This is a genomic window from Enterobacter cloacae (assembly GCF_011078175.1).
Lineage (GTDB): Bacteria > Pseudomonadota > Gammaproteobacteria > Enterobacterales > Enterobacteriaceae > Enterobacter > Enterobacter cloacae_Q.
On record NZ_JAALCJ010000006.1, the window covers coordinates 40263 to 63398 of the forward strand.

The window sequence follows — 23136 nt, forward strand, 5'->3', positions numbered from 1 at the left end:
ATGAAACTGTCACGCGTAAGCGCCGTTAACTGGAACAAGATTCAGGATGATAAAGACCTGGAGGTCTGGAACCGTCTGACCAGCAACTTCTGGCTGCCGGAAAAAGTGCCGCTCTCCAACGATATTCCGGCCTGGCAAACCCTGAGCCATGCCGAGCAGCAGCTGACAATTCGCGTCTTTACCGGCCTGACGCTGCTGGACACCATTCAGAACACCGTCGGCGCGCCCGCGCTGATGGCTGACGCGCTGACGCCGCATGAAGAGGCGGTGATGTCGAACATCAGCTTTATGGAGGCAGTGCACGCCCGCTCTTACAGCTCGATTTTCTCCACCCTGTGCCAGACCAGAGACGTGGACGCCGCCTACGCCTGGAGCGAAGAGAGCGCGTCATTGCAGCGCAAGGCAGATCTGGTGCTGGAATATTATCGGGCCGACGAACCGCTGAAGAAGAAGATCGCCAGCGTATTCCTGGAATCGTTCCTCTTCTATTCCGGCTTCTGGCTGCCCATGTACTGGTCGAGCCGGGGCAAGCTCACTAACACCGCCGATTTGATTCGCCTCATCATCCGGGATGAAGCGGTACACGGGTATTACATCGGCTATAAATATCAGAAAGGGCTGGAGAAACTCGGCGCGGAAAAACGCGAGGAACTCAAAGGTTTTGCCCTCGATTTGCTGATGGATCTGTATGACAACGAGCTGAGCTATACCGAGGAACTGTACGCCGGAACGGGCTGGGAAGAGGATGTAAAAGCCTTCCTCTGCTACAACGCCAACAAAGCGCTGATGAACCTGGGCTACGAAGCGTTATTCCCACCAGACATGGCGGAGGTGAACCCGGCGATCCTCGCGGCGCTGTCGCCCAACGCTGATGAAAACCACGACTTCTTTTCCGGGTCCGGCTCGTCGTACGTAATGGGTAAAGCGGTGGAGACGCAAGACGAGGACTGGGATTTTTAATGAATGAATTAACGTTCATTAATTAACTCTGCATTTCATTATTTCCAGCCAAATATTCCACCAGGTACTACACTGTAATTTCCCCGTCATATTCGCCTGAATCACACCGATTCAGGCGAAATTTCCCCATGCAGCAGCAAAAAATTGAGAAAAATTCAAACCGCCCTCAGCCCTTTATTCATGGGAAATTCAGCCGTTTCGCTTGCGGCAAAATTCCAGCCTCAGACCGGACCAGGGTTGTCTCAGATTCTGAGTATGTTAGGGTAATGCCAGTTAACTATTTACCATGGTAATCATATCGACATAAACAAATAACAGGACACTCTCTATTGCATGGCAATTAAATTAGAAGTGAAAAATCTTTATAAAGTATTTGGCGAGCACCCGCAGCGTGCTTTCAAATATATTGAGAAAGGCCTTTCGAAAGAGCAAATTCTGGAAAAAACCGGGCTATCGCTTGGCGTTAAAGACGCCAGTCTGGCCATTGAAGAAGGCGAGATTTTTGTCATCATGGGATTATCCGGTTCGGGTAAATCCACTATGGTTCGCCTTCTCAATCGCCTGATTGAACCCACCCGCGGACAGGTGCTGATTGACGGCGTTGATATCGCCAGAATATCAGACGCAGAACTCCGCGAGGTGCGCAGAAAGAAAATTGCGATGGTATTTCAGTCATTTGCGCTGATGCCACATATGACGGTACTCGATAATACCGCTTTTGGCATGGAATTAGCCGGCACGCCAGCACAGGAGCGTCAGGAAAAAGCGCTTGATGCACTGCGCCAGGTCGGGCTGGAAAATTATGCGCATGCGTATCCGGATGAACTCTCCGGCGGTATGCGTCAGCGTGTGGGATTAGCGCGCGCATTAGCGATTAATCCGGACATTTTATTAATGGACGAAGCCTTCTCTGCGCTCGATCCCTTAATTCGCACCGAGATGCAGGATGAGCTGGTAAAATTACAGGCCAAACATCAGCGCACCATTGTTTTTATTTCTCACGATCTGGATGAAGCCATGCGTATTGGTGACCGTATCGCCATTATGCAAAATGGTGAAGTGGTGCAGGTCGGCACACCGGATGAAATTCTCAATAATCCGGCGAATGATTATGTGCGCACCTTCTTCCGCGGCGTGGATATTAGCCACGTATTCAGTGCGAAGGATATTGCCCGTCGAACACCAAACGGCATTATTCGAAAAACGCCAGGTTTTGGCCCGCGCTCCGCGCTGAAGCTGTTGCAGGACGAAGACCGTGAATACGGTTATCTGGTTGAACGCGGCAATAAATTTGTCGGCGTTGTCTCCATCGACTCCCTGAAAACCGCCCTGAGCGAAAACCAGGGAATCGATGCGGCGTTGATTGACGCTCCGCTTGCCGTGGACGCCGAAACGCCGCTCAGCGAGTTGCTCTCTCACGTGGGTCAGGCGCCGTGCGCGGTGCCGGTCGTCGGTGAAGAACAACAGTACGTTGGCATCATCTCAAAACGGATGCTGCTACAGGCTTTAGATCGCGAGGGGACAAACAATGGCTGATCAATCAAACCCATGGGGCACCACTGAAGCAGCGGACAGCGCGGCGCAATCTGCCGATGCGTGGGGGTCCACGCCAGCGCCTGCCGATGGCGGCGGCTCGGCAGACTGGCTCAACAGCGCACCCGCGCCTGCCCCAGAGCATTTCAATATTATGGATCCGTTCCACAAAACGCTGATCCCGCTGGATAGCTGGGTAACGGAGGGGATCGACTGGGTCGTTACCCACTTCCGCCCGGTGTTCCAGGGGATCCGCATCCCGGTGGATTACATCCTGAACGGCTTCCAGCAGCTGATGCTGGGCATGCCCGCGCCGGTGGCGATTATTCTGTTCTCGCTGATCGCATGGCAGTTTGGCAGCGCGGGTATGGGGATCGCCACGCTCATCTCCCTGATTGCCATCGGCGCGATTGGCGCGTGGTCTCAGGCGATGATCACCCTGGCGCTGGTGCTGACCGCCCTGCTGTTCTGCGTGGTGATCGGCCTGCCGATGGGGATCTGGCTGGCGCGCAGCCCCCGGGCCGCGAAGATTATCCGCCCGCTGCTGGATGCGATGCAGACCACGCCAGCGTTCGTTTACCTGGTGCCTATCGTGATGCTGTTCGGCATCGGTAACGTACCGGGGGTGGTCGTGACCATTATCTTCGCCCTGCCGCCAATTATTCGCCTGACCATTCTGGGCATTAACCAGGTGCCTGCGGATCTGATAGAGGCATCGCGCTCGTTCGGCGCCAGCCCGCGTCAGATGCTGTTTAAGGTTCAGCTTCCGCTCGCGATGCCGACCATTATGGCAGGCGTTAACCAGACGCTGATGCTGGCGCTGTCGATGGTGGTGATCGCCTCGATGATTGCCGTTGGCGGGTTAGGTCAGATGGTACTGCGCGGCATTGGCCGTCTCGATATGGGGCTGGCGACCGTCGGCGGCGTCGGGATTGTGATCCTTGCCATTATTCTTGACCGCCTGACCCAGGCTGTCGGTCGTGATTCACGCAGTCGCGGCAACCGTCGCTGGTATACCACCGGCCCTGTCGGGTTACTCACCCGCCCATTTACAAAATAAGGAACAACGATGCGACATAACGTACTTTTTGCCACAGCGTTTGCGACCCTTGTCTCCACCAGCGCTGTTGCCGCTGACCTGCCGGGCAAAGGCATTACCGTACAGCCGGTACAGAGCACTATTTCGGAAGAGTCCTTCCAGACCCAGATTGTCAGCCGTGCGCTGGAGAAACTGGGCTATACGGTGAATACCGCCAGCGAAGTGGATTACAACGTGGGCTATACCTCCATTGCCTCCGGCGATGCCACCTTTACCGCCGTGAACTGGCAACCGCTGCACGACGACATGTATGCCGCCGCAGGCGGTGACAAGAAATTCTACCGCGAAGGCACCTTCGTGACCGGCGCTGCGCAGGGATATCTGATCGACAAGAAAACCGCCGATAAGTATCACATCACCAATATTGAACAGCTGAAAGATCCGAAGATCGCAAAACTGTTTGATACTAACGGTGACGGTAAAGCCGACATGATGGGCTGCTCGCCGGGCTGGGGCTGTGAAGCGGTGATTAACCACCAGAACAACGCCTTCGATCTGGCGAAGACCGTCGACGTGAGCCACGGCAATTACTCTGCGATGATGGCCGACACCATCGCCCGCTTTAAAGAAGGCAAGCCGGTGATCTACTACACCTGGACACCGTACTGGGTGAGCGACGTGCTGAAGCCGGGTAAAGACGTGGTGTGGTTGCAGGTGCCCTTCTCCTCCCTGCCAGGCGAGCAGAAAGATATCGACACCAAGCTGCCAAACGGCATGAACTATGGCTTCCCGGTGAACACCATGCATATCGTGGCGAACAAAGCCTGGGCCGAGAAAAACCCGGCGGCGGCGAAGCTGTTCTCGGTGATGAAACTGCCGCTGGCAGACATTAACGCGCAGAACGCGATGATGCACGCGGGTAAATCATCCGAAGCAGATATCAAAGGCCACGTGGATGGCTGGATCAAAGCCCACCAGCAGCAGTTCGACGGCTGGGTGAAAGAGGCGCTTGAGGCGCAGAAGTAAAGTACTTTCCCCTCACCCCAGCCCTCTCCCTAAGGGAGAGGGTGTAATCGTTCCCTCTCCCTTAGGGAGAGGGTTAGGGTGAGGGGCCTAAACCGCACAAACACACACATAACAATTCCCCAACATTCTCCATCATTGGTTATTATGTTTCCGGAAAAAATAATCACTTAACTCACGATTCCTGAAACTAATGACAAAAACAGCTCAAGGGCTTAGCCCCGCACTCATCCTTTTAATGTCCGTGGCAACGGGTCTGGCCGTCGCCAGCAACTATTACGCACAACCACTGCTCGACACCATCGCACGCGCCTTCAATCTTTCAGCCAGCTCCGCCGGCTTTATTGTCACCGCCGCACAGCTCGGCTATGCGGCTGGGCTGCTGTTTCTGGTGCCATTAGGCGATATGTTTGAGCGCCGGATGCTTATCGTCTCCATGACGCTGCTGGCGGCCGGCGGGATGTTGATCACTGCCAGCAGCCAGTCGTTAACGATGATGATTATTGGCACCGCGCTGACGGGGCTGTTCTCGGTGGTGGCGCAGATTCTAGTTCCCCTCGCTGCGACGCTGGCTTCCCCGGAAAAACGCGGCAAAGTGGTCGGGACCATCATGAGCGGCCTGCTGCTGGGCATCCTGCTGGCGCGAACCGTTGCCGGACTGCTGGCGAGCCTCGGCGGATGGCGTACCGTTTACTGGGTGGCGAGCGTGCTGATGGTTATCATGGCGCTGGCCCTGTGGCGCGGCCTGCCGAAGGTGAAGCAGGAAAATCACCTGAACTATCCGCAGCTCCTCGCCTCCGTTTTCAGTCTCTTCACGCGGGATAAACTCCTGCGCACGCGCGCCATTCTGGGGTGTCTCACCTTCGCCAACTTCAGCATCTTATGGACGTCGATGGCGTTTCTGCTTGCCGCACCGCCGTTTAATTACTCAGAAGGGGTGATTGGCCTGTTCGGGCTGGCAGGCGCGGCTGGCGCACTGGGCGCGCGCCCGGCCGGAGGGCTGGCCGACAAAGGTAAATCTCATATGACCACCTCTGCCGGGCTGGTTTTACTCCTGCTCTCCTGGGCGGCCATCTGGTACGGACACGTCTCCGTGCTGGCGCTGATTGTCGGTATTCTGGTGCTTGACCTCACCGTGCAGGGCGTGCACATCACCAACCAGACCGTGATTTACCGCGTGAAGCCGGATGCCCGTAACCGTCTGACGGCCGGGTACATGACCAGCTACTTTATCGGCGGCGCGGCGGGCTCGCTAATCTCAGCATCCGCATGGCAGCATGCGGGCTGGACGGGCGTGTGCGCCATCGGTGCCATCGTCGCGGCGATAAATCTGCTGGTATGGTGGCGCGGCTATCACCGTCAGGACGCAATTCACTAAGTTTTACATTGCTTTGGCCCCCTGGGGTGTAAAGGGGGCCTGCATCTGTTAAGGTAACGGTAATCATTTATCCCAGAAATTTTACTGTGGGTGACATATTTACTACCGGCATGAATAGTTCAGACCCCTGTCCTCACATCCCCTCTTTCGCGGGTACACACCCCACGCTCTCTGTGCTTACCGGGTCACGGATTTACCCGGCGCTTTCTGATGGTGACATACGTTTGGCGGATATAACCGCACAAATAATTCATTTACATTATTTGTCACTATCGTTACTATATCGGCTGTAATTAATGAGGTTATGCCCAAAATGGATAGTTCGTTTACGCCCATTGAACAAATGCTTAAGTTCCGCGCCAGTCGTCATGAGGACTTCCCCTATCAGGAAATCCTGCTGACCCGCCTGTGCATGCACATGCAGGGTAAGCTGCTGGAAAATCGTAACAAGATGCTGAAAGCGCAAGGGATTAACGAGACGTTGTTTATGGCGTTGATTACGCTGGAGTCTCAGGAAAATCACAGCATTCAGCCGTCTGAACTGAGCTGCGCGCTGGGCTCTTCCCGTACCAATGCGACCCGTATTGCAGATGAGCTGGAAAAGCGCGGCTGGATCGAACGCCGTGAAAGCGATAACGATCGCCGCTGCCTGCATCTGCAACTGACCGAGAAAGGTCACGAATTCCTGCGCGAAGTGCTGCCACCGCAGCACAACTGCCTGCACCAGCTCTGGTCTGCCCTCAGCACCGCCGAGCGCGACCAGCTTGAGCACATTACTCGCAAGCTGCTCACCCGTCTGGACCAGATGGATGAAGATGGCGTCATCCTTGAGGCGCTGCGCTAACGCGACGATCCGCTCAACATTCCAGATTGCTAAAAGAAAAACTGACAGGCCAGCACGTGAAACTGCTGGCCTTTCTGACAACAGGTCGGCTCAGCCGATGTGAAAATAAAAAGATCGTGGAGAACAACAATGAGCGCAAATGCGGAGAACACCCCCCCGCAGCAACCGGTCAACAAAAAGGGCAAACGTAAGAGCGCCCTTATTCTGCTGACCTTGCTCTTTATTATTATTGCCGTGGCATATGGGATCTATTGGTTTTTAGTCTTGCGTCATGTTGAAGAGACAGACGATGCATACGTGGCAGGGAATCAGGTTCAAATCATGGCCCAGGTGTCAGGCAGCGTGACGAAAGTCTGGGCTGATAACACCGACTTTGTGAAAAAAGGCGACGTGCTGGTCACGCTCGACCCGACCGACGCCCAACAGGCGTTTGAAAAAGCACAGACGGCGCTAGCCTCCAGCGTTCGCCAGACCCGCCAGCTGATGATCAACAGCAAGCAGCTTCAGGCCAATATCGACGTGCAGAAAACGGCCCTGGCGCAGGCGCAGAGCGACCTCAATCGTCGTGTTCCTCTCGGCACCGCCAACCTGATTGGTCGTGAAGAGTTGCAGCACGCCCGCGACGCGGTGGCCAGCGCACAGGCGCAGCTGGACGTGGCGATCCAACAGTACAACGCCAACCAGGCGATGGTGTTGGGCACCTCTCTGGAAAACCAGCCAGCGGTGAAACAGGCGGCGACCGAAGTGCGTAACGCATGGCTTGCCCTGCAACGTACCAAAATCGTCAGCCCGATGACCGGCTACGTTTCCCGTCGTTCCGTACAGCCAGGGGCGCAGATTAGCACTACCACGCCGCTGATGGCGGTCGTTCCGGCGAACAATCTGTGGGTTGACGCCAACTTCAAAGAGACCCAGCTGGCGCATATGCGTATCGGCCAGACCGCGACCGTGGTCAGCGATATTTACGGCGATGACGTCAAGTACACCGGGAAAGTGGTCGGTCTGGACATGGGGACCGGCAGCGCGTTCAGCCTGCTGCCTGCGCAGAACGCCACCGGCAACTGGATCAAAGTGGTACAGCGCTTGCCTGTGCGTATCGAGCTGGATCCGAAGCAGCTGGCGGACCATCCGCTGCGAATTGGCCTTTCCACGCTGGTGACGGTCGATACCGCCAACCGCGACGGTCAGATCCTCGCAAGCCAGGTGCGCAGTACGCCAGCTTATGAAAGTAACGCCCGTGAAATTAGCCTCGATCCGGTCAATAAGCTGATCGATGACATCGTGAAGGCAAACGCCGGTTAAGCCGAAGGTGAGCGTTATGCAACAGCAAAAGCCGCAAAAACCGCTGGAGGGGGCGCAGCTGGTCATTATGACCATTGCGCTGTCGCTGGCGACATTCATGCAGGTGCTGGACTCCACCATCGCAAACGTGGCGATCCCTACGATCGCCGGGAACCTTGGCTCATCGCTAAGTCAGGGGACCTGGGTCATTACCTCGTTCGGGGTGGCGAACGCCATCTCCATTCCCATCACCGGCTGGCTGGCGAAGCGCGTCGGTGAAGTGAAGCTGTTCCTCTGGTCGACGATCCTGTTCGTGCTGGCCTCCTGGGCCTGCGGCATGTCCAGCAGCCTGACGATGCTGATTTTCTTCCGCGTCATCCAGGGGATTGTCGCCGGGCCGTTGATTCCGCTGTCGCAGAGTTTGCTGCTGAACAACTATCCCCCCGCCAAGCGCTCCATCGCGCTCGCGCTGTGGTCGATGACGGTGATCGTCGCTCCGATTTGCGGACCCATCCTCGGCGGCTATATCAGCGATAACTATCACTGGGGCTGGATCTTCTTCATCAACGTGCCCATCGGTGCGCTGGTGGTGCTGATGACGCTACAGTCTCTGCGCGGTCGCGAAACGCGGACCGAACAGCGGCGGATCGACGGCATCGGACTGGCGCTGCTGGTTGTCGGCATCGGCAGCCTGCAAATCATGCTCGACCGCGGCAAAGAGCTGGACTGGTTCGCCTCTACGGAAATCATCGTGCTGACGGTGGTGGCCGTGGTTGCCATCAGCTTCCTGATTGTCTGGGAGCTGACGGACGATAATCCGATAGTCGACCTCTCGCTATTTAAATCGCGAAACTTCACCATCGGCTGCCTGTGTATCAGCCTCGCCTACATGCTCTACTTCGGCGCGATTGTTCTGCTGCCGCAGCTGTTGCAGGAGGTGTACGGCTATACCGCAACCTGGGCGGGGCTGGCCTCCGCGCCGGTGGGGTTAATTCCGGTTCTGCTGTCGCCGATTATTGGCCGTTTCGCCCATAAGCTCGACATGCGCAGGCTGGTGACGTTCAGCTTCATCATGTACGCCGTGTGCTTCTACTGGCGCGCGTATACGTTCGAACCGGGAATGGACTTTGGCGCCTCCGCGTGGCCGCAGTTTATTCAGGGCTTCGCCGTGGCGTGCTTCTTTATGCCGCTGACCACCATTACGCTTTCCGGCTTGCCGCCTGAGCGGATGGCGGCGGCATCGAGCCTGTCGAACTTTACCCGTACGCTGGCGGGCTCCATCGGGACGTCAATCACCACTACGCTGTGGACCAACCGGGAATCAATGCATCATGCCCAGCTAACCGAAGCGGTGAACCCGTTCAACCCTAACGCTCAGCAGATGTATAGCCAGCTGGAGGGGATGGGGATGACGGAGCAGCAGGCGTCCGGCTGGCTTGCCCAGCAAATCACCAACCAGGGGCTGATTATCTCGGCAAACGAGATTTTCTGGATATCGGCGGGGATCTTTATCGTCCTGCTGGGGCTGGTGTGGTTTGCCAAACCACCGTTTGGGGCCGGTAGCGGGGGCGGTGGGGCGCACTAGATCTGTGCACGGGTTGCCCGGTAAGGCGTAGCCGCCACCGGGCAACAATCGCCACCCTTGTCCGAAACGCGACAGCAATTGTCAGTTCCGATAAAGCAGCGCACCTGAAATCGATTCACGATAGTGAAAAGACAACAGGAGCGCACCATGCTGAACACACCCGCCGATAAATACCAGCCTTACCCCACCCTTTCGTTGCCCGACCGCCGCTGGCCGGAGCAGATTATCACCCGCGCCCCGCGCTGGCTCTCGACAGACTTACGCGACGGTAACCAGGCGCTGGCCGAGCCGATGGACAGCGCGCGCAAGCTGCAATTCTGGGATCTGCTGCTGAACTGCGGGTTTAAAGAAATAGAAGTCGCCTTCCCGTCCGCCTCGCAGACGGACTTTAATTTTGTGCGTCAGCTGATTGAGGAGAATCGCGTCCCGGATGACGTCACCATTCAGGTATTAACGCAGGCGAGGGAGGATCTCATCCATCGCACCTTCGAATCACTTCGCGGCGCGAAGCAGGCCACCGTTCACCTGTATAACGCTACCGCCCCGCTGTTCCGCCGTCTGGTATTCGGCATGGAGAAAGCGCAAATCGTCGCGCTGGCGACGCGCGCGACGCGCCTGATTCGTCAGCGGTGTGAAGAGAACCCTGACACCCGCTGGCAGTACGAGTACTCCCCGGAAACCTTCTGCTTTACCGAACCGGAGTTCGCGCTGGAGATTTGTGAAGCCGTGGCGGAGATCTGGCAGCCGTGCGACGAACGGCCTATGGTGATCAACTTACCTGCCACCGTCGAAGTGAGCACGCCGAACGTCTATGCCGATCAGATCGAGTATTTCTGCCGCCACTTCAGCCGTCGCAGCGACGTCTGCATCAGCGTGCATCCGCATAACGACCGCGGTACCGGCGTCGCCAGCGCGGAGCTGGCCGTCATGGCGGGCGCAGACCGCGTGGAGGGCTGCCTGTTTGGTAACGGTGAGCGTACGGGCAACGTCTGCCTGGTAACGCTGGCAATGAACCTCTACAGCCAGGGCATTAGCCCGAATCTGGATTTCAGCGATATGAATCGGGTGGTTGAAACGGTAGAGATCTGCAATCAGCTGCCCGTCCATCCACGCCATCCGTGGGCCGGTCGGCTGGCCTACACCGCCTTCTCCGGCTCGCACCAGGATGCCATCAAGAAAGGTTTCGATGCCCGTAAGCCTGGCGAACGCTGGGAGATGCCCTACCTGCCCGTCGACCCGCAGGATATTGGCTGTACCTATGAAGCGGTGATCCGCGTGAACAGCCAGTCAGGAAAAAGCGGAAGCGCCTGGCTTATTGAGCAAAACCACGGCCTGAAATTGCCTCGCGCCCTGCAACAGGATTTTAGCCAGCACGTGCAGCAGGAAACGGATAACCATGGAAAAGAGATGACGCAGAATGCGCTCTGGCAGCTGTTCCGCGCCCGCTACGGCCTGGTGGCTAGCCCGGCGTTTGCGCTGCAATCGTACCGCAGCGACAGCCAGCATGACGGCCAGCTGCGGCTGACGGCAAGCGTCGCCATGCAAGGGGGCACTCGCCAGCTGGAGGGCCAGGGAAACGGTCTGCTCTCCGCCGCCGCGCACGGCTTAAGCCGCTGGATCAACGCGCCGTTTGTGATTAAGGATTATCACGAGCATACGTTAGGCGAACGCAGCGACAGCCGCTCGGTGGCCTATATCCGCTGCCTGTTCCAGGACGGGACCAGCCGCTGGGGCGTGGGCATTGACAGCGACGTGGCGCGCGCGTCGATTCAGGCGCTTTTTAACGCGGTCAGTTGTTCTTAAAATATTCGCTGGGCGTGACGCCCATTACCCGGCGAAACATTGCCGTAAAGGCGCTGTGGCTGTCATAACCCAGATCCAGCGCCACGCGTAATACCGGCTGGCCCTGTGCCAGCCGCACTAAGGCCTCCAGCAGTCGCGCCCTTCTCACCCATTCGCCGTAGCTCAGGCCTGTCTGCTGCTGGAAATGGCGGTTCAGCGTGCGTTCGCTCATTCCCATAATGCCCGCGGCCTGCGCGCTGCTCCAGCTTTCTTCCGGGATCTCGCGAATCTGCCGACAAAGATGGCGCAGCGCTTCGCTTTCCGGCTCGGGCAGGTGAAACGGCAGTACCTGCATAAGGCGAATTTCATCGAGGATCAGCTCATAGACACGTTCATCGCGGCTTCCGGGTGCGTAAGATGCAGGAAGCGTAAGGGATGTGAGGATCAACTCGCGCAGCAGAGGAGAGATCTGCACTATCTGGCAGGTCGCCGGGAGATCGGCGCGCGCCAGCGGATCGATAAACAGCGTGCGGGCAGCAACGCTGCCAGTCATGCGCAGGGCGTGCTGCGTACCCGCAGGTAGCCAGACGCCGCGACCGGGTGGCACCACCCAGCAGCCGGATGCGGTATCCACCCGCACGACACCGGTAAGGATGTGCAGAAGCTGCGCGCAGTCGTGCTGATGCCACGGCTCGCTGTCGCCATGAACATAATCATGCGAAAACGGCACAAGCGGGCGATGGGTAAAGGAGAAGGTGGTGGTTATCGTCATCAGGATCGTAGGCCCGGTCAGCGAAGCGCCACCGGGCATCCACAGGCACGGTACTAAATGTGCAGTTCCTGAAGTTTTTCTTTTGGCAGGGCCAGCTCGTCGTTGCTGTTTACGCGAACATCACGCTCGATGATGTGACGTGCGATGTCCTGCGCTTCTTCCAGAGAGTGCATCTGGTAAGTGCCGCACTGGTAAACGTTCAGCTCTGGGATCTGATTCTGCTCTTTCACCTTCAGCACGTCTTCCATGGCCGCTTTCCACGCGTCTGCAACGCGTTTCTCTTCCGGCTGACCGATCAGGCTCATGTAGAAACCGGTACGGCAACCCATCGGGGAGATATCGATGATCTCAACGCCGTTGCCGTTCAGGTGGTCGCGCATGAATCCGGCGAACAGGTGTTCCAGCGTGTGAATACCTTTCTCTGGCATCACTTCTTTGTTCGGCACGCAGAAGCGCAGGTCGAAAACGGTGATCGTGTCGCCGTGCGGCGTGTTCATGGTCTTCGCCACGCGGACTGCTGGTGCTTCCATACGGGTATGGTCGACAGTAAAGCTATCTAATAACGGCATACGTCACCTCCGATAGTGATTTTTTTAAAAATAAACTGAACTCTTCTAAAGAATGCGCGTCTGAATATATGAAAGACGCGCATTTGTTATCATCATCCCTGAATTCAGAGATGTATATTTTGGCCACAGCGATGTGGCCTTTTTCTTTTGGTTCAGGCCTGCTTTGCCAGAAACGCCTCAAACGACTCCGTATCCGCCGCTTCGACCTCTTTCTGACGCGCAACGGACGCATCCCGTTCTGCTTCAAAGTCCGCTTCGCTCAGGATCTCTAATGGTTCCTGTATCAGCATCTCACGGTACGCTGCTGAAAGTGAACGCCCTGTGCCACCGATTCCCTGCTCAATCATAGAACGCAGAATACGAGCTGAGAATGTCAGTTCCGGGTTATCAAAGCTTTCAACCAGTTCATCGCAGACCTTCTGGTAAGCTTCGCCGCCGTAGACGCTATCCAGCGTCTGGGCAACGCGCTTCAGATCGTGGAACAGATCTTTCCCCACTTTAGCCAGCGGGAACTGGGCCGTTTCACAGCCAATACCTAACGTCAGGCCCGGCTTGCGCCCTTCCAGAATCACGCGATTCCAGTTGGTACGGGTACAGAGCAGTTCGTCGGAGCTCATTTCCGGCGCATCCGCCAGTACGCACCAGACCATAAACAGGTCGAGGAAGCGAACCTGCTGCTCATCAACGCCAATCGGTGAGAACGGGTTGATATCCAGCGAACGCACTTCAATATATTCGATCCCGCCGCGCTGTAGCGCATCCGACGGCGTTTCACCGCTGCGCGTCACGCGCTTCGGACGAATCGGTGCATACAGTTCATTTTCAATCTGCAACACGTTGCTGTTAATTTGCAGGCGTTTACCGTCTTTTTCGAGGCCGATTTTTTCGTACTCTTCCGACGGGGTCTTTATCGCCCGCTTCAAGCCTGCCACATACTCATGCAGATCGTTAAACGTAATTCCAAGATTGCTTTGCGATTTATTGGTATAGCCAAGGTCGCTCAGGCGCAGGGAGGTCGCGTACGGCAGGTAATACATGCCACACTCGGTCTTCTCGAACGGCAGCGTGGTCGGTTTCCCTTGCAGGAAAGATGAACAGATGGCCGGCGACGCGCCGAACAGATACGGAATTACCCAGCCAAAACGGTAGTAATTGCGGATCAGGCGGAAGTAGCCCGCGGAGATTGCTTCTTTATCCGTTTCACCGCATTTCGCCTGCCAGAACGCCATCGGCAAAGAGAAATTGTAGTGCACACCCGAGATCGTCTGCATCAATGCGCCGTAGCGATTTTTCAGGCCTTCGCGGTACAGCGTTTTCAGCCGACCGATATTCGAGGTACCGTACTGCGCCAGCTCGATATCCTGCCCCTGCTCGATATAGCACGGCATGCTGAGCGGCCACATACGCTCATCGCCGAGGTTACGGGCGGTGAAGCGATGCACATCGCGCATGATCGTCAGCATATGATCAATATCACCGTCTACTGGCGTGATGAACTCCAGCAGCGCTTCGGCGAAATCGGTTGTGATCCATTTATGTGTCAGCGCCGAGCCTAACGTCTTCGGGTGCCCCGTTGTCGCTAAGCTACCATCCGCATTTACGCGCAGCGTTTCGCGTTCAAGCCCACGCTGAATCCCCTTCAGTGCCTGAGGGTGATTTTCCAGCCAGGCCAACGCCTGTGATACGTCCGGGATCAATTTGACCTCCCGCCTGTCAAAAAATTGTCACTCAGCATAATTGTAATGGTTGACGATTGAAGGTCGCGAATTCATTCCACCAATTAGTGCCACCACGTCATACCCTGTAGTGTTACCCATGCCAGTAAAACATAGCGTAACGCCTTGCCAAGGCACAAAAAAAAGAGCACCGGTCCCCAGGAGATGCGCATCCATCCCGCCAGCAGACACAGTAAATCGCCTATTACAGGCATCCAGCTTAATAACAGCGTGGCAGCGCCATAGCGTTTTAGCCAGCCCACTGCCTTTTCCTGCCAGCGAGATTTTTCGCGTAGCGGAAAGAAACGTCCAAGAATAACGTTAGTCAGCCCTCCAAGGCTATTACCCATTGTTGCTATTAAGACCAGCAACCAGGGCTGACTCACGCCGGACAACAGCATCGCCACCAGCACCACTTCCGAATTCCCCGGTAAGAGGGTGGAGCTTAAAAAACTGCTGGCGAATAATGAAGTGAGTGACAGCGCGTCACTCACAGTAAGCGAACGTCCACCGCTGCCATTCCGGCATCACGCGCGGCCTGAATGCCAAAATCAGCATCTTCAAACACCACGCATTTTGCAGGTGGAACACCCATTAATTCTGCACAGAGCAGGAAGGTATCCGGTGCGGGTTTGTGATGTTTAACATGATCGGCAGCAACGACGGCAGAAAAATAGTGGCGCAGGCCAAGGTGGTTGAGTAGCGCTTCAGCAATCGCGCTCTCGCTGCCCGTACCGACAGACATAGGACGACGCCCGTGCCACGCTTTGACGACGTCAATGAGTGGTAAAGGCTGCACGGTGTCTAATAGTATGGCTTTTACCGCGTCGGTTTTTTCACGCGCGAGCTGATGCGGGTCGAGATCGGCCTGATTCAGCTCAATCACGGCCTGTGCGATACGCCAGGTGGGCGATCCGTTGAGGGCAATCATCGCCTGCAAATCGAAACGCATGCCGTAACGGTCCAGGACGTCGGTCCAGGCCTGACGATGCGTGGGTTCGGTATCCAGGAGGGTGCCGTCCATGTCGAAGATCAAACCGTCATACTGTGCGTACATCGTGCTCTCGCTAAACGATTAACAAAGCATTACTTTATCGTAAAAGGGGATTTTTGTCGCTGACAGAGAGTGTGATTGCTGACGGAACGTCGAAGGAATAAACAAAGAAGGAGAAGATGGTGCATCCGGGAGGATTACTCGGCTGCGCCTCGCCCTTCGGGCCGTTGCTAAAGCAACGTTATCCTCCCTGGTGCTTGCAATTGACTCGCAGACCTTGAAACAACAGCATCGCTGTTATCTCGGAGAATATGGTGCATCCGGGAGGATTCGAACCTCCGACCGCTCGGTTCGTAGCCGAGTACTCTATCCAGCTGAGCTACGGATGCATCGGGATTTACTACTGTACTGCTTAATATTCATATCACTTCGAAAGCAATATGAAGTAATAAGATGGTGCATCCGGGAGGATTACTCGGCTGCGCCTCGCCCTTCGGGCCGTTGCTAAAGCAACGTTATCCTCCCTGGTGCTTGCGATTAACTCGCAGACCTTGAAACAACAGCATCGCTGTTATCTCGGAGAATATGGTGCATCCGGGAGGATTCGAACCTCCGACCGCTCGGTTCGTAGCCGAGTACTCTATCCAGCTGAGCTACGGATGCATCGGGATTTACTACTGTACTGCTCGATATTCATATCACTTCGAAAGCAATATGAAGTAATAAGATGGTGCATCCGGGAGGATTCGAACCTCCGACCGCTCGGTTCGTAGCCGAGTACTCTATCCAGCTGAGCTACGGATGCAAAATGGCGGTGAGGCGGGGATTCGAACCCCGGATGCAGCTTTTGACCGCATACTCCCTTAGCAGGGGAGCGCCTTCAGCCTCTCGGCCACCTCACCACACAACGCCTCTTTCAAGTGCTTCGAGCAACTCGTTAAGAGCTTCTCGTCGCTGCGTGGCGCATATATTACTTTCTGGGACTTATAAGTCAAACAATTTTCCACATGCTTTTTTCGTTTGCACAATTCGCACTCAATTCGCATGTAAAAGCTGCAAAGAGAGTGTTTTATAAGCGGATTTTGCAGGCATCTTCACAGAAATCAATTGAGAGAAGCACGTCATTCACATGAGATAAGATGATGAGAGTGGTCAAAAACGAAGCGTTTGAAATAGAGCGGTAACTTTATGCAGGAAAAATAGCAGGAGGGTTGCGTCTCGCCCGACAGCGAGACGCGACAATATTAGTAACTGGACTGCTGGGATTTTTCAGCCTGGATACGCTGGTAGATCTCTTCACGGTGGACAGATACTTCTTTAGGAGCGTTAACACCAATACGTACCTGGTTACCCTTTACCCCTAAAACTGTCACGGTGACCTCATCCCCAATCATGAGGGTCTCACCAACTCGACGAGTCAGAATCAGCATTCTTTGCTCCTTGAAAGATTAAAAGAGTCGGGTCTCTTGTATCCCGGCATTATCCATCATATAACGCCAAAAAGTAAGCGATGACAAACACGTAATGTGTAAGCAGTCACGGCATCACATTCTGTTAAACGTAAGTTTAGCCGATATACACAAACTCAACCTGACTTTATCGTTATCGATAGCGCAGTGAACAAGACGCCATAACGTTACCGCTATGGCGTCTGCTTGTGCTTTGTAGTTATTACAGTTTCGCGCTTACCCAGCTTTCAACGCTGGCTAATGCCGCGGGAAGTGCCGCCGCATCCGTACCACCGGCTTGCGCCATGTCCGGACGACCGCCACCTTTGCCACCCACCTGCTGGGCGACCATGCCAATCAGTTCCCCTGCTTTGACACGATCCGTCACATCCTTAGAGACGCCCGCAATCAGAGAAACCTTACCCTCTGCGACCGTTGCCAGCACGATAACCGTTGAACCAAGCTGGTTCTTCAGATCGTCGACCATCGTACGCAGCATCTTAGGCTCAACGCCCGCCAGATCGCTGACCAGCAGTTTAACGCCCTTAATGTCTACCGCTTTGCTGGAGAGGTTTGCGCTCTCCTGCGCAGCAGCCTGTTCTTTCAGCTGCTGGAGTTCTTTTTCCAGCTGACGGGTACGATCCAGCGCAACACGCACTTTCTCGCCCAGGTTCTGGCTATCGCCTTTCAGCAGCTGCGCGATTTCGTGCAGCTGGTCGCTCTGCGCATGCAGGCTGGCGATTGCGCCTTCTCCGGTCACCGCCTCAATACGACGCACGCCTGCCGCCGTACCGGATTCGGAAACGATGCGGAACAAGCCGATGTCACCGGTGCGGGATGCATGAGTACCGCCACACAGTTCGGTAGAGAAATCGCCCATGCTCAGCACGCGAACGCGGTCGTCGTATTTCTCGCCAAACAGCGCCATCGCACCTTTCTTCTTCGCGTCCTCGAGATCCATAACGTGGGTTTCGATCGGCAGGTTACGGCGGATCTGGGCATTCACCAGGTCTTCCACCGCACGGATTTCAGACGGTTTCATCGCTTCAAAGTGCGAGAAGTCGAAACGCAGCACTTTGTCGTTAACCAGAGAACCTTTCTGTGCAACGTGAGTCCCCAGCACGTCGCGCAGGGCAGCATGCATGAGGTGAGTTGCAGAGTGGTTCAGACGAATGCGCGCACGGCGTGCTTCATCAACATTAGCCTCCACGCCCTCGCCCACGTTCAGCGAACCGGAAACCAGTTTGCCCTGGTGACCAATCGCCTGACCGAATTTCTGGGTGTCGCTTACGCTGAAGCTGAAACCATTGCCTTTCAGTTCGCCTTTATCGCCAACCTGGCCGCCGGATTCCGCATAGAACGGCGTTTTGTCCAGAATGACAACCGCATCCTGACCTGCACTGATGCTGTCTACGGCTTTACCGTCAACAAACAGGGCGGTCACTTTGCCGGTCAGTTCCAGTGCGTCGTAGCCTTTAAATTCAGACGCGCTATCAACGCGGATCATCGCGTTGTAGTCTGCCCCGAAACCGCTGGATTCACGCGCACGACGACGCTGTTCTTCCATCGCGGCTTCAAAGCCCGCTTCGTCAACTTTGATGTTGCGCTCACGGCAAACGTCCGCCGTCAGGTCAACCGGGAAGCCGTAGGTGTCGTACAGGCGGAAAGCGGTTTCGCCATCCAGCGTGTCGCCCTTAAGCTTCGCCAGCTCGTCGTCCAGCAGCGCCAGACCGCGCTCCAGCGTACGAGCAAACTGCTCTTCTTCAGTTTTCAGAACCTGCTCAACCTGCGCCTGCTGGCGCTTCAGCTCGTCGCCGGCAGAACCCATCACGCCAATCAGCGGCCCAACAAGCTTATAGAAGAAGGTGTCCTTCGCGCCCAGCATGTTGCCATGGCGGATCGCACGACGAATGATACGACGCAGCACGTAGCCACGGTTTTCATTCGACGGGATAACGCCATCGGCAATCAGGAACGCACAGGAACGAATATGGTCTGCGATAACGCGCAGTGATTTGTTGCTCAGATCGGTTGCGCCCGTTACCTCAGCAACGGCTTTGATCAGGGTACTGAACAGGTCAATCTCATAGTTGGAGTTAACGTGTTGCAGAACGGCCGCGATACGCTCAAGGCCCATACCGGTATCTACGGACGGTTTTGGCAGCGGCTCCATGGTGCCGTCGGCCTGACGGTTGAACTGCATGAAGACGATGTTCCAGATCTCAATGTAGCGATCGCCATCTTCTTCCGCGCTTCCCGGAGGGCCGCCCCAGATATGGTCGCCGTGATCGTAGAAGATCTCGGTGCACGGACCGCACGGCCCGGTGTCGCCCATCTGCCAGAAGTTATCAGACGCGTAAGGTGCGCCTTTGTTGTCACCGATACGGATGATACGTTCGCGAGGGATACCCACTTCTTTTTCCCAGATGTCGAACGCTTCGTCATCGGTTTCGTACACGGTCACCCACAGACGTTCTTTCGGCAGATTGAACCAATTTTCACCGGTCAGCAGTTCCCACGCGTACTGAATGGCATCGTGTTTGAAATAGTCGCCGAAGCTGAAGTTACCCAGCATTTCGAAGAAGGTGTGGTGGCGCGCGGTGTAACCGACGTTTTCCAGATCGTTGTGTTTACCGCCCGCACGCACGCAACGCTGTGAGGTTGTGGCGCGGGAATAATTACGCTTGTCGAGACCAAGGAACACGTCCTTGAACTGGTTCATCCCGGCGTTGGTAAACAGCAGAGTCGGGTCATTGTTCGGTACCAGGGAGCTGCTGGCAACAACCTGGTGTCCCTTACTATGGAAAAAATCGAGAAACGCCTGACGGATCTCAGCGGTGCTCTTGCTCATAATTATCCTGAAATCAAGCTAACGAAATGTCGCAGCAGATCTGTATCTGTAAACAGTTGGACGGACCAGCTACTGGAAAAAGTGGGAATAAGATAAGTTTTCTTTAGTGGGAAGTAAAATCCCGCATGCGTTCAATCGGTAAAATTACGCCAGATATCCTGAATATCTTCCATCAGGAAGCCGCGGTAGAGCAAAAAGCGCTGGATTTTGACTTTTTCTGAAAATTCACGCGGCAGCGGCTCACCGTATTTTCGTACCGCCTGCTCACGCGCCAGTTCGCACCAGTCGATTTCACTTTCGCGCATGGCTTTTTCAATCGATTCACGGGCTACGCCCTTCTGGTTCAGCTCCTGACGGATACGCGCTGGTCCATAGCCTTTACGACCACGGCTGGCGAGAAAGCGAGCGGCAAAACGTCCGTCATCCAGATAGTGATGCTCATAGCACCAGGCAACCACACGGTCATAATCTTCCGCGGTAGCATCAATGTCTTCCGGACCGTTTTTGCTCATAACGGGCGCTGACAGTTTCCGCCGCAGCTCCTGTTCGCTATGGTCACGCACGGCAAGAATACGCACGGCCCGATCCAGCAAGCGTGAGTAGGCGGGTCGGCGTGATGTCGGTTCACTCATAAAAAAACCTTCGATTCAGAAATGCAAAAAGGGCCGCATCAGCAGCCCTTCATTTTTATCCGAGAGGATTAAAAGTCTTCGTTGGTTTCTTCAGCATCCGCGCCGTCGACCACGAAATCAGGTTTAGAGTCCTGGTTGTTCAGCAGGAGTTCACGCACCTTCTTCTCAATCTCTTTCGCCGCCGCCGGGTTCTCTTTCAGCCAGGAGATAGCATTCGCTTTACCCTGACCAATCTTGTCACCGTTGTAGCTGTACCATGCGCCCGCTTTTTCAATCAGCTTCTCTTTCACGCCCAGGTCAACCAGCTCGCCGAGGAAGTTGATACCTTCGCCGTAAAGGATCTGGAACTCAGCCTGTTTGAATGGTGCTGCGATTTTGTTCTTCACCACCTTCACGCGGGTTTCGCTACCGACCACGTTATCCCCCTCTTTCACCGCGCCGATACGGCGGATATCCAGACGGACAGAAGCGTAGAATTTCAGAGCGTTACCGCCGGTGGTGGTTTCCGGGTTACCGAACATTACACCAATTTTCATACGGATCTGGTTGATGAAGATCAGCAGCGTGTTGGACTGTTTCAGGTTACCCGCCAGCTTACGCATCGCCTGGCTCATCATACGTGCCGCGAGGCCCATGTGAGAGTCACCGATTTCACCTTCGATTTCCGCTTTAGGCGTCAGCGCCGCAACGGAGTCGACGATGATCACGTCAACCGCACCTGAGCGCGCCAGCGCGTCACAAATTTCCAGTGCCTGCTCGCCGGTGTCCGGCTGGGAGCACAGCAGGTTGTCGATATCAACGCCCAGTTTACGGGCATAGACCGGGTCCAGCGCGTGCTCGGCATCGATAAACGCACAGGTTTTACCTTCGCGCTGTGCCGCCGCAACAACCTGCAACGTCAGGGTGGTTTTACCCGAAGATTCCGGACCGTAGATTTCTACGATACGGCCCATCGGCAAACCGCCAGCACCCAGTGCGATATCAAGAGAAAGCGAACCAGTGGAGATAGTTTCCACATCCATGGAACGGTCTTCACCCAGGCGCATGATGGAGCCTTTACCGAATTGCTTTTCGATCTGACCCAGTGCTGCCGCCAACGCTTTCTGTTTGTTTTCGTCGATAGCCATTATTACTCCTGTCATGCCGGGAGAAGCAACTGCGCTTCACCATGGACTTCTGTTCTGTTGAGGCAATTATACTGTATAGTCATACAGTATCAAGTATTTTGTAGAAATTGTTGCCAGAGCGTGTTTAACGCGTATTCCGTTGCCTGACGACGCACGCTTTCGCGATCGCCGCTGAAGCATTCCCGGCGGGTGATCCCTTCACCTTTTGAGGTGGCAAAGCCAAACCAGACGGTGCCGACAGGCTTCACGTCGCTGCCGCCGTCCGGCCCCGCGATACCGCTGATGGAGATAGCGTAATCTGCGCGCGCCTCTTTCAGCGCGCCAATCGCCATCTCGATCACCACCGGCTCGCTGACCGCGCCATGCAGCTCAAGCGTGGCTTCACGCACGCCAATCATCTGCGCTTTAGCCTCGTTACTGTAGGTCACAAAGCCGCGTTCAAACCAGGCGGAACTGCCCGCAATATCGGTAATTGCTTTCGCCACCCAGCCGCCGGTGCAGGATTCTGCGGTCGTGAGAGTCGCGCCGCGCTGTTTCAACGCCAGCCCTACTACTTCGCTTAGCTGCATCAATTCATGGTCAGTCATTCTCGCTCCAGGCCTTAGTAAAACATGCAGCACAAGATAGCACTTTCTCATCAAATATGGGGATGCGCGTCGGGTTTTACGAGGGGGCTTCAGAAAAAAGCCGATGCGGGCGCACCGGCCAGAGAGACGCTTATTTCATGCTGTTAGCGAGGGTGTCCACATTGTGGCGAAACGCCTTGACGTAGGTGTCCGCCACGCCGCCCTTCGCGGACAGCGCTTCCGGGTAGAGTTCACCGCCCGGCTGGGCGCCCGTGGCGGTGGCAATCTGCTTCACCAGGCGCGGATCGAGCTGGTTTTCCATAAACCAGGTTTTCACGCCGTCAGCTTTAATCTGATTGATGATTTCGGCTACCTGCGCCGCACTGGCTTCGCTCTCAGACGACAGCCCCTGCGGCGCTATAAACGTCACGCCGTAGGCGCGGCTGAAATAGCCGAAGGCATCGTGGCTGGTCAACACTTTGCGCTTCGCCTGTGGGATGTCGCTGAAACGCTTTTTAGCCCAACCGTCAAGCTGAGAGAGCTGCGCAATATAGGGTTGACTGGAAGCCTCAAGCGCAGCTTTATCTTCAGGATCGGCTTTCACCAGCCCTGAGAGAATATTTTGCGCATACAGTGCGCCGTTCGCCGCGCTGTTCCACGCGTGCGGATCGGTCACGGTTTTACCGTCCTCTTCCAGCGTGTGCGTTTTCACGCCGTCCGAAGCAACCACCAGCTGGCCTTTGAATCCGGAGGCTTTCACCAGACGGTCGAGCCAGCCCTCCAGCCCCAGTCCATTGACCACCACCACGTCAGCTTTGCTCAGCGCCGCGCTGTCTTTAGGCGAGGGTTCGAAGGTATGGGGATCACCGTCTGGCCCCACCAGCGTTGTCACCTTCACGCGGTCGCCGCCGACCTGCTGCGTAATGTCCCCCAGGATGGAAAAGCTGGTCACCACATTGAGCGTTTTCGCCATTACCCCGTGCGTCATCATGCCGAGCGCTAGCGCCACGGCTAATCCTGTACGTTTCATCGTTTCC

General features: G+C 55.8%; 20 protein-coding genes and 4 tRNA genes. 9 read left to right on the top strand and 15 right to left on the bottom strand.

Annotated elements, in window-relative coordinates:
- From nrdF to leuA, 9 genes are all read left to right on the top strand, one after another.
- Positions 1-960 (top strand): class 1b ribonucleoside-diphosphate reductase subunit beta, encoded by a 960-nt coding sequence (gene nrdF, locus G6Q29_RS14035; RefSeq protein WP_165466104.1) that lies wholly within the window; start codon positions 1-3, stop codon positions 958-960.
- Between the two features lie 333 nt (positions 961-1293).
- Positions 1294-2496 carry a glycine betaine/L-proline ABC transporter ATP-binding protein ProV gene (gene proV, locus G6Q29_RS14040; RefSeq protein ID WP_022649131.1) on the top strand — a complete coding sequence of 401 codons (1203 nt, stop codon included), beginning with the start codon at positions 1294-1296 and terminating at the stop codon, positions 2494-2496.
- Positions 2489-3553 carry a glycine betaine/L-proline ABC transporter permease ProW gene (proW, locus tag G6Q29_RS14045; protein ID WP_165466105.1) on the top strand — a complete coding sequence of 355 codons (1065 nt, stop codon included), beginning with the start codon at positions 2489-2491 and terminating at the stop codon, positions 3551-3553. The genes proV and proW overlap by 8 nt, the downstream gene beginning before the upstream one ends.
- A gap of 9 nt (positions 3554-3562) precedes the next feature.
- Entirely contained in the window at positions 3563-4558 is a 996-nt protein-coding gene (gene proX / locus G6Q29_RS14050; RefSeq protein ID WP_165466106.1) for a glycine betaine/L-proline ABC transporter substrate-binding protein ProX, read from the top strand.
- A 190-nt stretch (positions 4559-4748) separates the two neighbouring features.
- Complete coding sequence (locus tag G6Q29_RS14055) at positions 4749-5933, top strand: MFS transporter (RefSeq protein WP_165466107.1); 1185 nt, start codon at positions 4749-4751, stop codon at positions 5931-5933.
- 313 nt (positions 5934-6246) lie between these two features.
- A complete protein-coding gene (gene emrR / locus G6Q29_RS14060; protein WP_017694792.1) occupies positions 6247-6777 on the top strand; it encodes a multidrug efflux transporter EmrAB transcriptional repressor EmrR in 531 nt (176 codons plus the stop codon).
- Positions 6778-6906: 129 nt separating this feature from the next.
- Complete coding sequence (emrA, locus tag G6Q29_RS14065) at positions 6907-8079, top strand: multidrug efflux MFS transporter periplasmic adaptor subunit EmrA (protein ID WP_165466108.1); 1173 nt, start codon at positions 6907-6909, stop codon at positions 8077-8079.
- Between the two features lie 16 nt (positions 8080-8095).
- The gene (emrB, locus tag G6Q29_RS14070) at positions 8096-9643 is read left to right on the top strand and encodes a multidrug efflux MFS transporter permease subunit EmrB (protein ID WP_006811709.1); all 1548 of its coding nucleotides are present in this window, start codon (positions 8096-8098) and stop codon (positions 9641-9643) included.
- 147 nt (positions 9644-9790) lie between these two features.
- Positions 9791-11446 carry a 2-isopropylmalate synthase gene (gene leuA / locus G6Q29_RS14075; RefSeq protein ID WP_165466109.1) on the top strand — a complete coding sequence of 552 codons (1656 nt, stop codon included), beginning with the start codon at positions 9791-9793 and terminating at the stop codon, positions 11444-11446.
- Here leuA and G6Q29_RS14080 read toward each other — a convergent pair.
- The 15 genes from G6Q29_RS14080 to G6Q29_RS14150 form a co-directional block, all read right to left on the bottom strand.
- Entirely contained in the window at positions 11433-12197 is a 765-nt protein-coding gene (locus G6Q29_RS14080) for an AraC family transcriptional regulator (protein WP_165466317.1), read from the bottom strand. The genes leuA and G6Q29_RS14080 overlap by 14 nt on opposite strands.
- Before the next feature lie 53 nt (positions 12198-12250).
- A complete protein-coding gene (gene luxS, locus G6Q29_RS14085; RefSeq protein ID WP_063451839.1) occupies positions 12251-12766 on the bottom strand; it encodes an S-ribosylhomocysteine lyase in 516 nt (171 codons plus the stop codon).
- 152 nt (positions 12767-12918) lie between these two features.
- Positions 12919-14463 (bottom strand): glutamate--cysteine ligase, encoded by a 1545-nt coding sequence (gene gshA, locus G6Q29_RS14090; protein ID WP_165466110.1) that lies wholly within the window; start codon positions 14461-14463, stop codon positions 12919-12921.
- Positions 14464-14546: 83 nt separating this feature from the next.
- A complete protein-coding gene (locus G6Q29_RS14095; protein ID WP_165466111.1) occupies positions 14547-14975 on the bottom strand; it encodes a YqaA family protein in 429 nt (142 codons plus the stop codon).
- Positions 14972-15538, bottom strand: a complete 567-nt coding sequence (gene yqaB / locus G6Q29_RS14100; RefSeq protein ID WP_165466112.1) for a fructose-1-phosphate/6-phosphogluconate phosphatase — start codon at positions 15536-15538, stop codon at positions 14972-14974. Before yqaB ends, G6Q29_RS14095 begins: the two co-directional genes overlap by 4 nt.
- 249 nt (positions 15539-15787) lie before the next feature.
- Positions 15788-15864, bottom strand: a tRNA-Arg gene (locus G6Q29_RS14105).
- 197 nt (positions 15865-16061) lie between these two features.
- A tRNA-Arg gene (locus G6Q29_RS14110) sits at positions 16062-16138 on the bottom strand.
- Between the two features lie 65 nt (positions 16139-16203).
- Positions 16204-16280: transfer RNA gene (locus tag G6Q29_RS14115), tRNA-Arg, on the bottom strand.
- A gap of 4 nt (positions 16281-16284) precedes the next feature.
- Positions 16285-16377 (bottom strand) — tRNA-Ser (locus G6Q29_RS14120).
- Between the two features lie 342 nt (positions 16378-16719).
- On the bottom strand, positions 16720-16905 hold the full coding sequence (gene csrA, locus G6Q29_RS14125; protein ID WP_000906486.1) for a carbon storage regulator CsrA: 186 nt from the start codon (positions 16903-16905) through the stop codon (positions 16720-16722).
- A 241-nt stretch (positions 16906-17146) separates the two neighbouring features.
- Positions 17147-19774, bottom strand: coding sequence for an alanine--tRNA ligase (gene alaS / locus G6Q29_RS14130; RefSeq protein WP_165466113.1), 2628 nt, complete (start codon positions 19772-19774; stop codon positions 17147-17149).
- 131 nt (positions 19775-19905) lie between these two features.
- Positions 19906-20406 (bottom strand): recombination regulator RecX, encoded by a 501-nt coding sequence (recX, locus tag G6Q29_RS14135; RefSeq protein ID WP_017382782.1) that lies wholly within the window; start codon positions 20404-20406, stop codon positions 19906-19908.
- A 68-nt stretch (positions 20407-20474) separates the two neighbouring features.
- Positions 20475-21533 carry a recombinase RecA gene (gene recA / locus G6Q29_RS14140; RefSeq protein ID WP_015571667.1) on the bottom strand — a complete coding sequence of 353 codons (1059 nt, stop codon included), beginning with the start codon at positions 21531-21533 and terminating at the stop codon, positions 20475-20477.
- 89 nt (positions 21534-21622) lie between these two features.
- On the bottom strand, positions 21623-22120 hold the full coding sequence (pncC, locus tag G6Q29_RS14145) for a nicotinamide-nucleotide amidase (protein ID WP_165466114.1): 498 nt from the start codon (positions 22118-22120) through the stop codon (positions 21623-21625).
- A gap of 130 nt (positions 22121-22250) precedes the next feature.
- A complete protein-coding gene (locus tag G6Q29_RS14150) occupies positions 22251-23129 on the bottom strand; it encodes a metal ABC transporter substrate-binding protein (RefSeq protein WP_165466115.1) in 879 nt (292 codons plus the stop codon).
- Between the last annotated feature and the right edge of the window lie 7 nt (positions 23130-23136).

Bases quoted from the DNA above. Each gene is read 5' to 3' on its own strand.
- emrR (WP_017694792.1), top strand. From the start codon at position 6,247: ATGGATAGTTCGTTTACGCCCATTGAACAAATGCTTAAGTTCCGCGCC.
- proX (WP_165466106.1), top strand. From the start codon at position 3,563: ATGCGACATAACGTACTTTTTGCCACAGCGTTTGCGACCCTTGTCTCC.
- proV (WP_022649131.1), top strand. From the start codon at position 1,294: ATGGCAATTAAATTAGAAGTGAAAAATCTTTATAAAGTATTTGGCGAG.
- pncC (WP_165466114.1), bottom strand. From the start codon at position 22,120: ATGACTGACCATGAATTGATGCAGCTAAGCGAAGTAGTAGGGCTGGCG.
- luxS (WP_063451839.1), bottom strand. From the start codon at position 12,766: ATGCCGTTATTAGATAGCTTTACTGTCGACCATACCCGTATGGAAGCA.
- proW (WP_165466105.1), top strand. From the start codon at position 2,489: ATGGCTGATCAATCAAACCCATGGGGCACCACTGAAGCAGCGGACAGC.
- emrA (WP_165466108.1), top strand. From the start codon at position 6,907: ATGAGCGCAAATGCGGAGAACACCCCCCCGCAGCAACCGGTCAACAAA.
- G6Q29_RS14150 (WP_165466115.1), bottom strand. From the start codon at position 23,129: ATGAAACGTACAGGATTAGCCGTGGCGCTAGCGCTCGGCATGATGACG.
- G6Q29_RS14080 (WP_165466317.1), bottom strand. From the start codon at position 12,197: ATGACGATAACCACCACCTTCTCCTTTACCCATCGCCCGCTTGTGCCG.
- yqaB (WP_165466112.1), bottom strand. From the start codon at position 15,538: ATGTACGCACAGTATGACGGTTTGATCTTCGACATGGACGGCACCCTC.
- recA (WP_015571667.1), bottom strand. From the start codon at position 21,533: ATGGCTATCGACGAAAACAAACAGAAAGCGTTGGCGGCAGCACTGGGT.
- emrB (WP_006811709.1), top strand. From the start codon at position 8,096: ATGCAACAGCAAAAGCCGCAAAAACCGCTGGAGGGGGCGCAGCTGGTC.
- alaS (WP_165466113.1), bottom strand. From the start codon at position 19,774: ATGAGCAAGAGCACCGCTGAGATCCGTCAGGCGTTTCTCGATTTTTTC.
- G6Q29_RS14055 (WP_165466107.1), top strand. From the start codon at position 4,749: ATGACAAAAACAGCTCAAGGGCTTAGCCCCGCACTCATCCTTTTAATG.
- nrdF (WP_165466104.1), top strand. From the start codon at position 1: ATGAAACTGTCACGCGTAAGCGCCGTTAACTGGAACAAGATTCAGGAT.
- csrA (WP_000906486.1), bottom strand. From the start codon at position 16,905: ATGCTGATTCTGACTCGTCGAGTTGGTGAGACCCTCATGATTGGGGAT.
- leuA (WP_165466109.1), top strand. From the start codon at position 9,791: ATGCTGAACACACCCGCCGATAAATACCAGCCTTACCCCACCCTTTCG.
- recX (WP_017382782.1), bottom strand. From the start codon at position 20,406: ATGAGTGAACCGACATCACGCCGACCCGCCTACTCACGCTTGCTGGAT.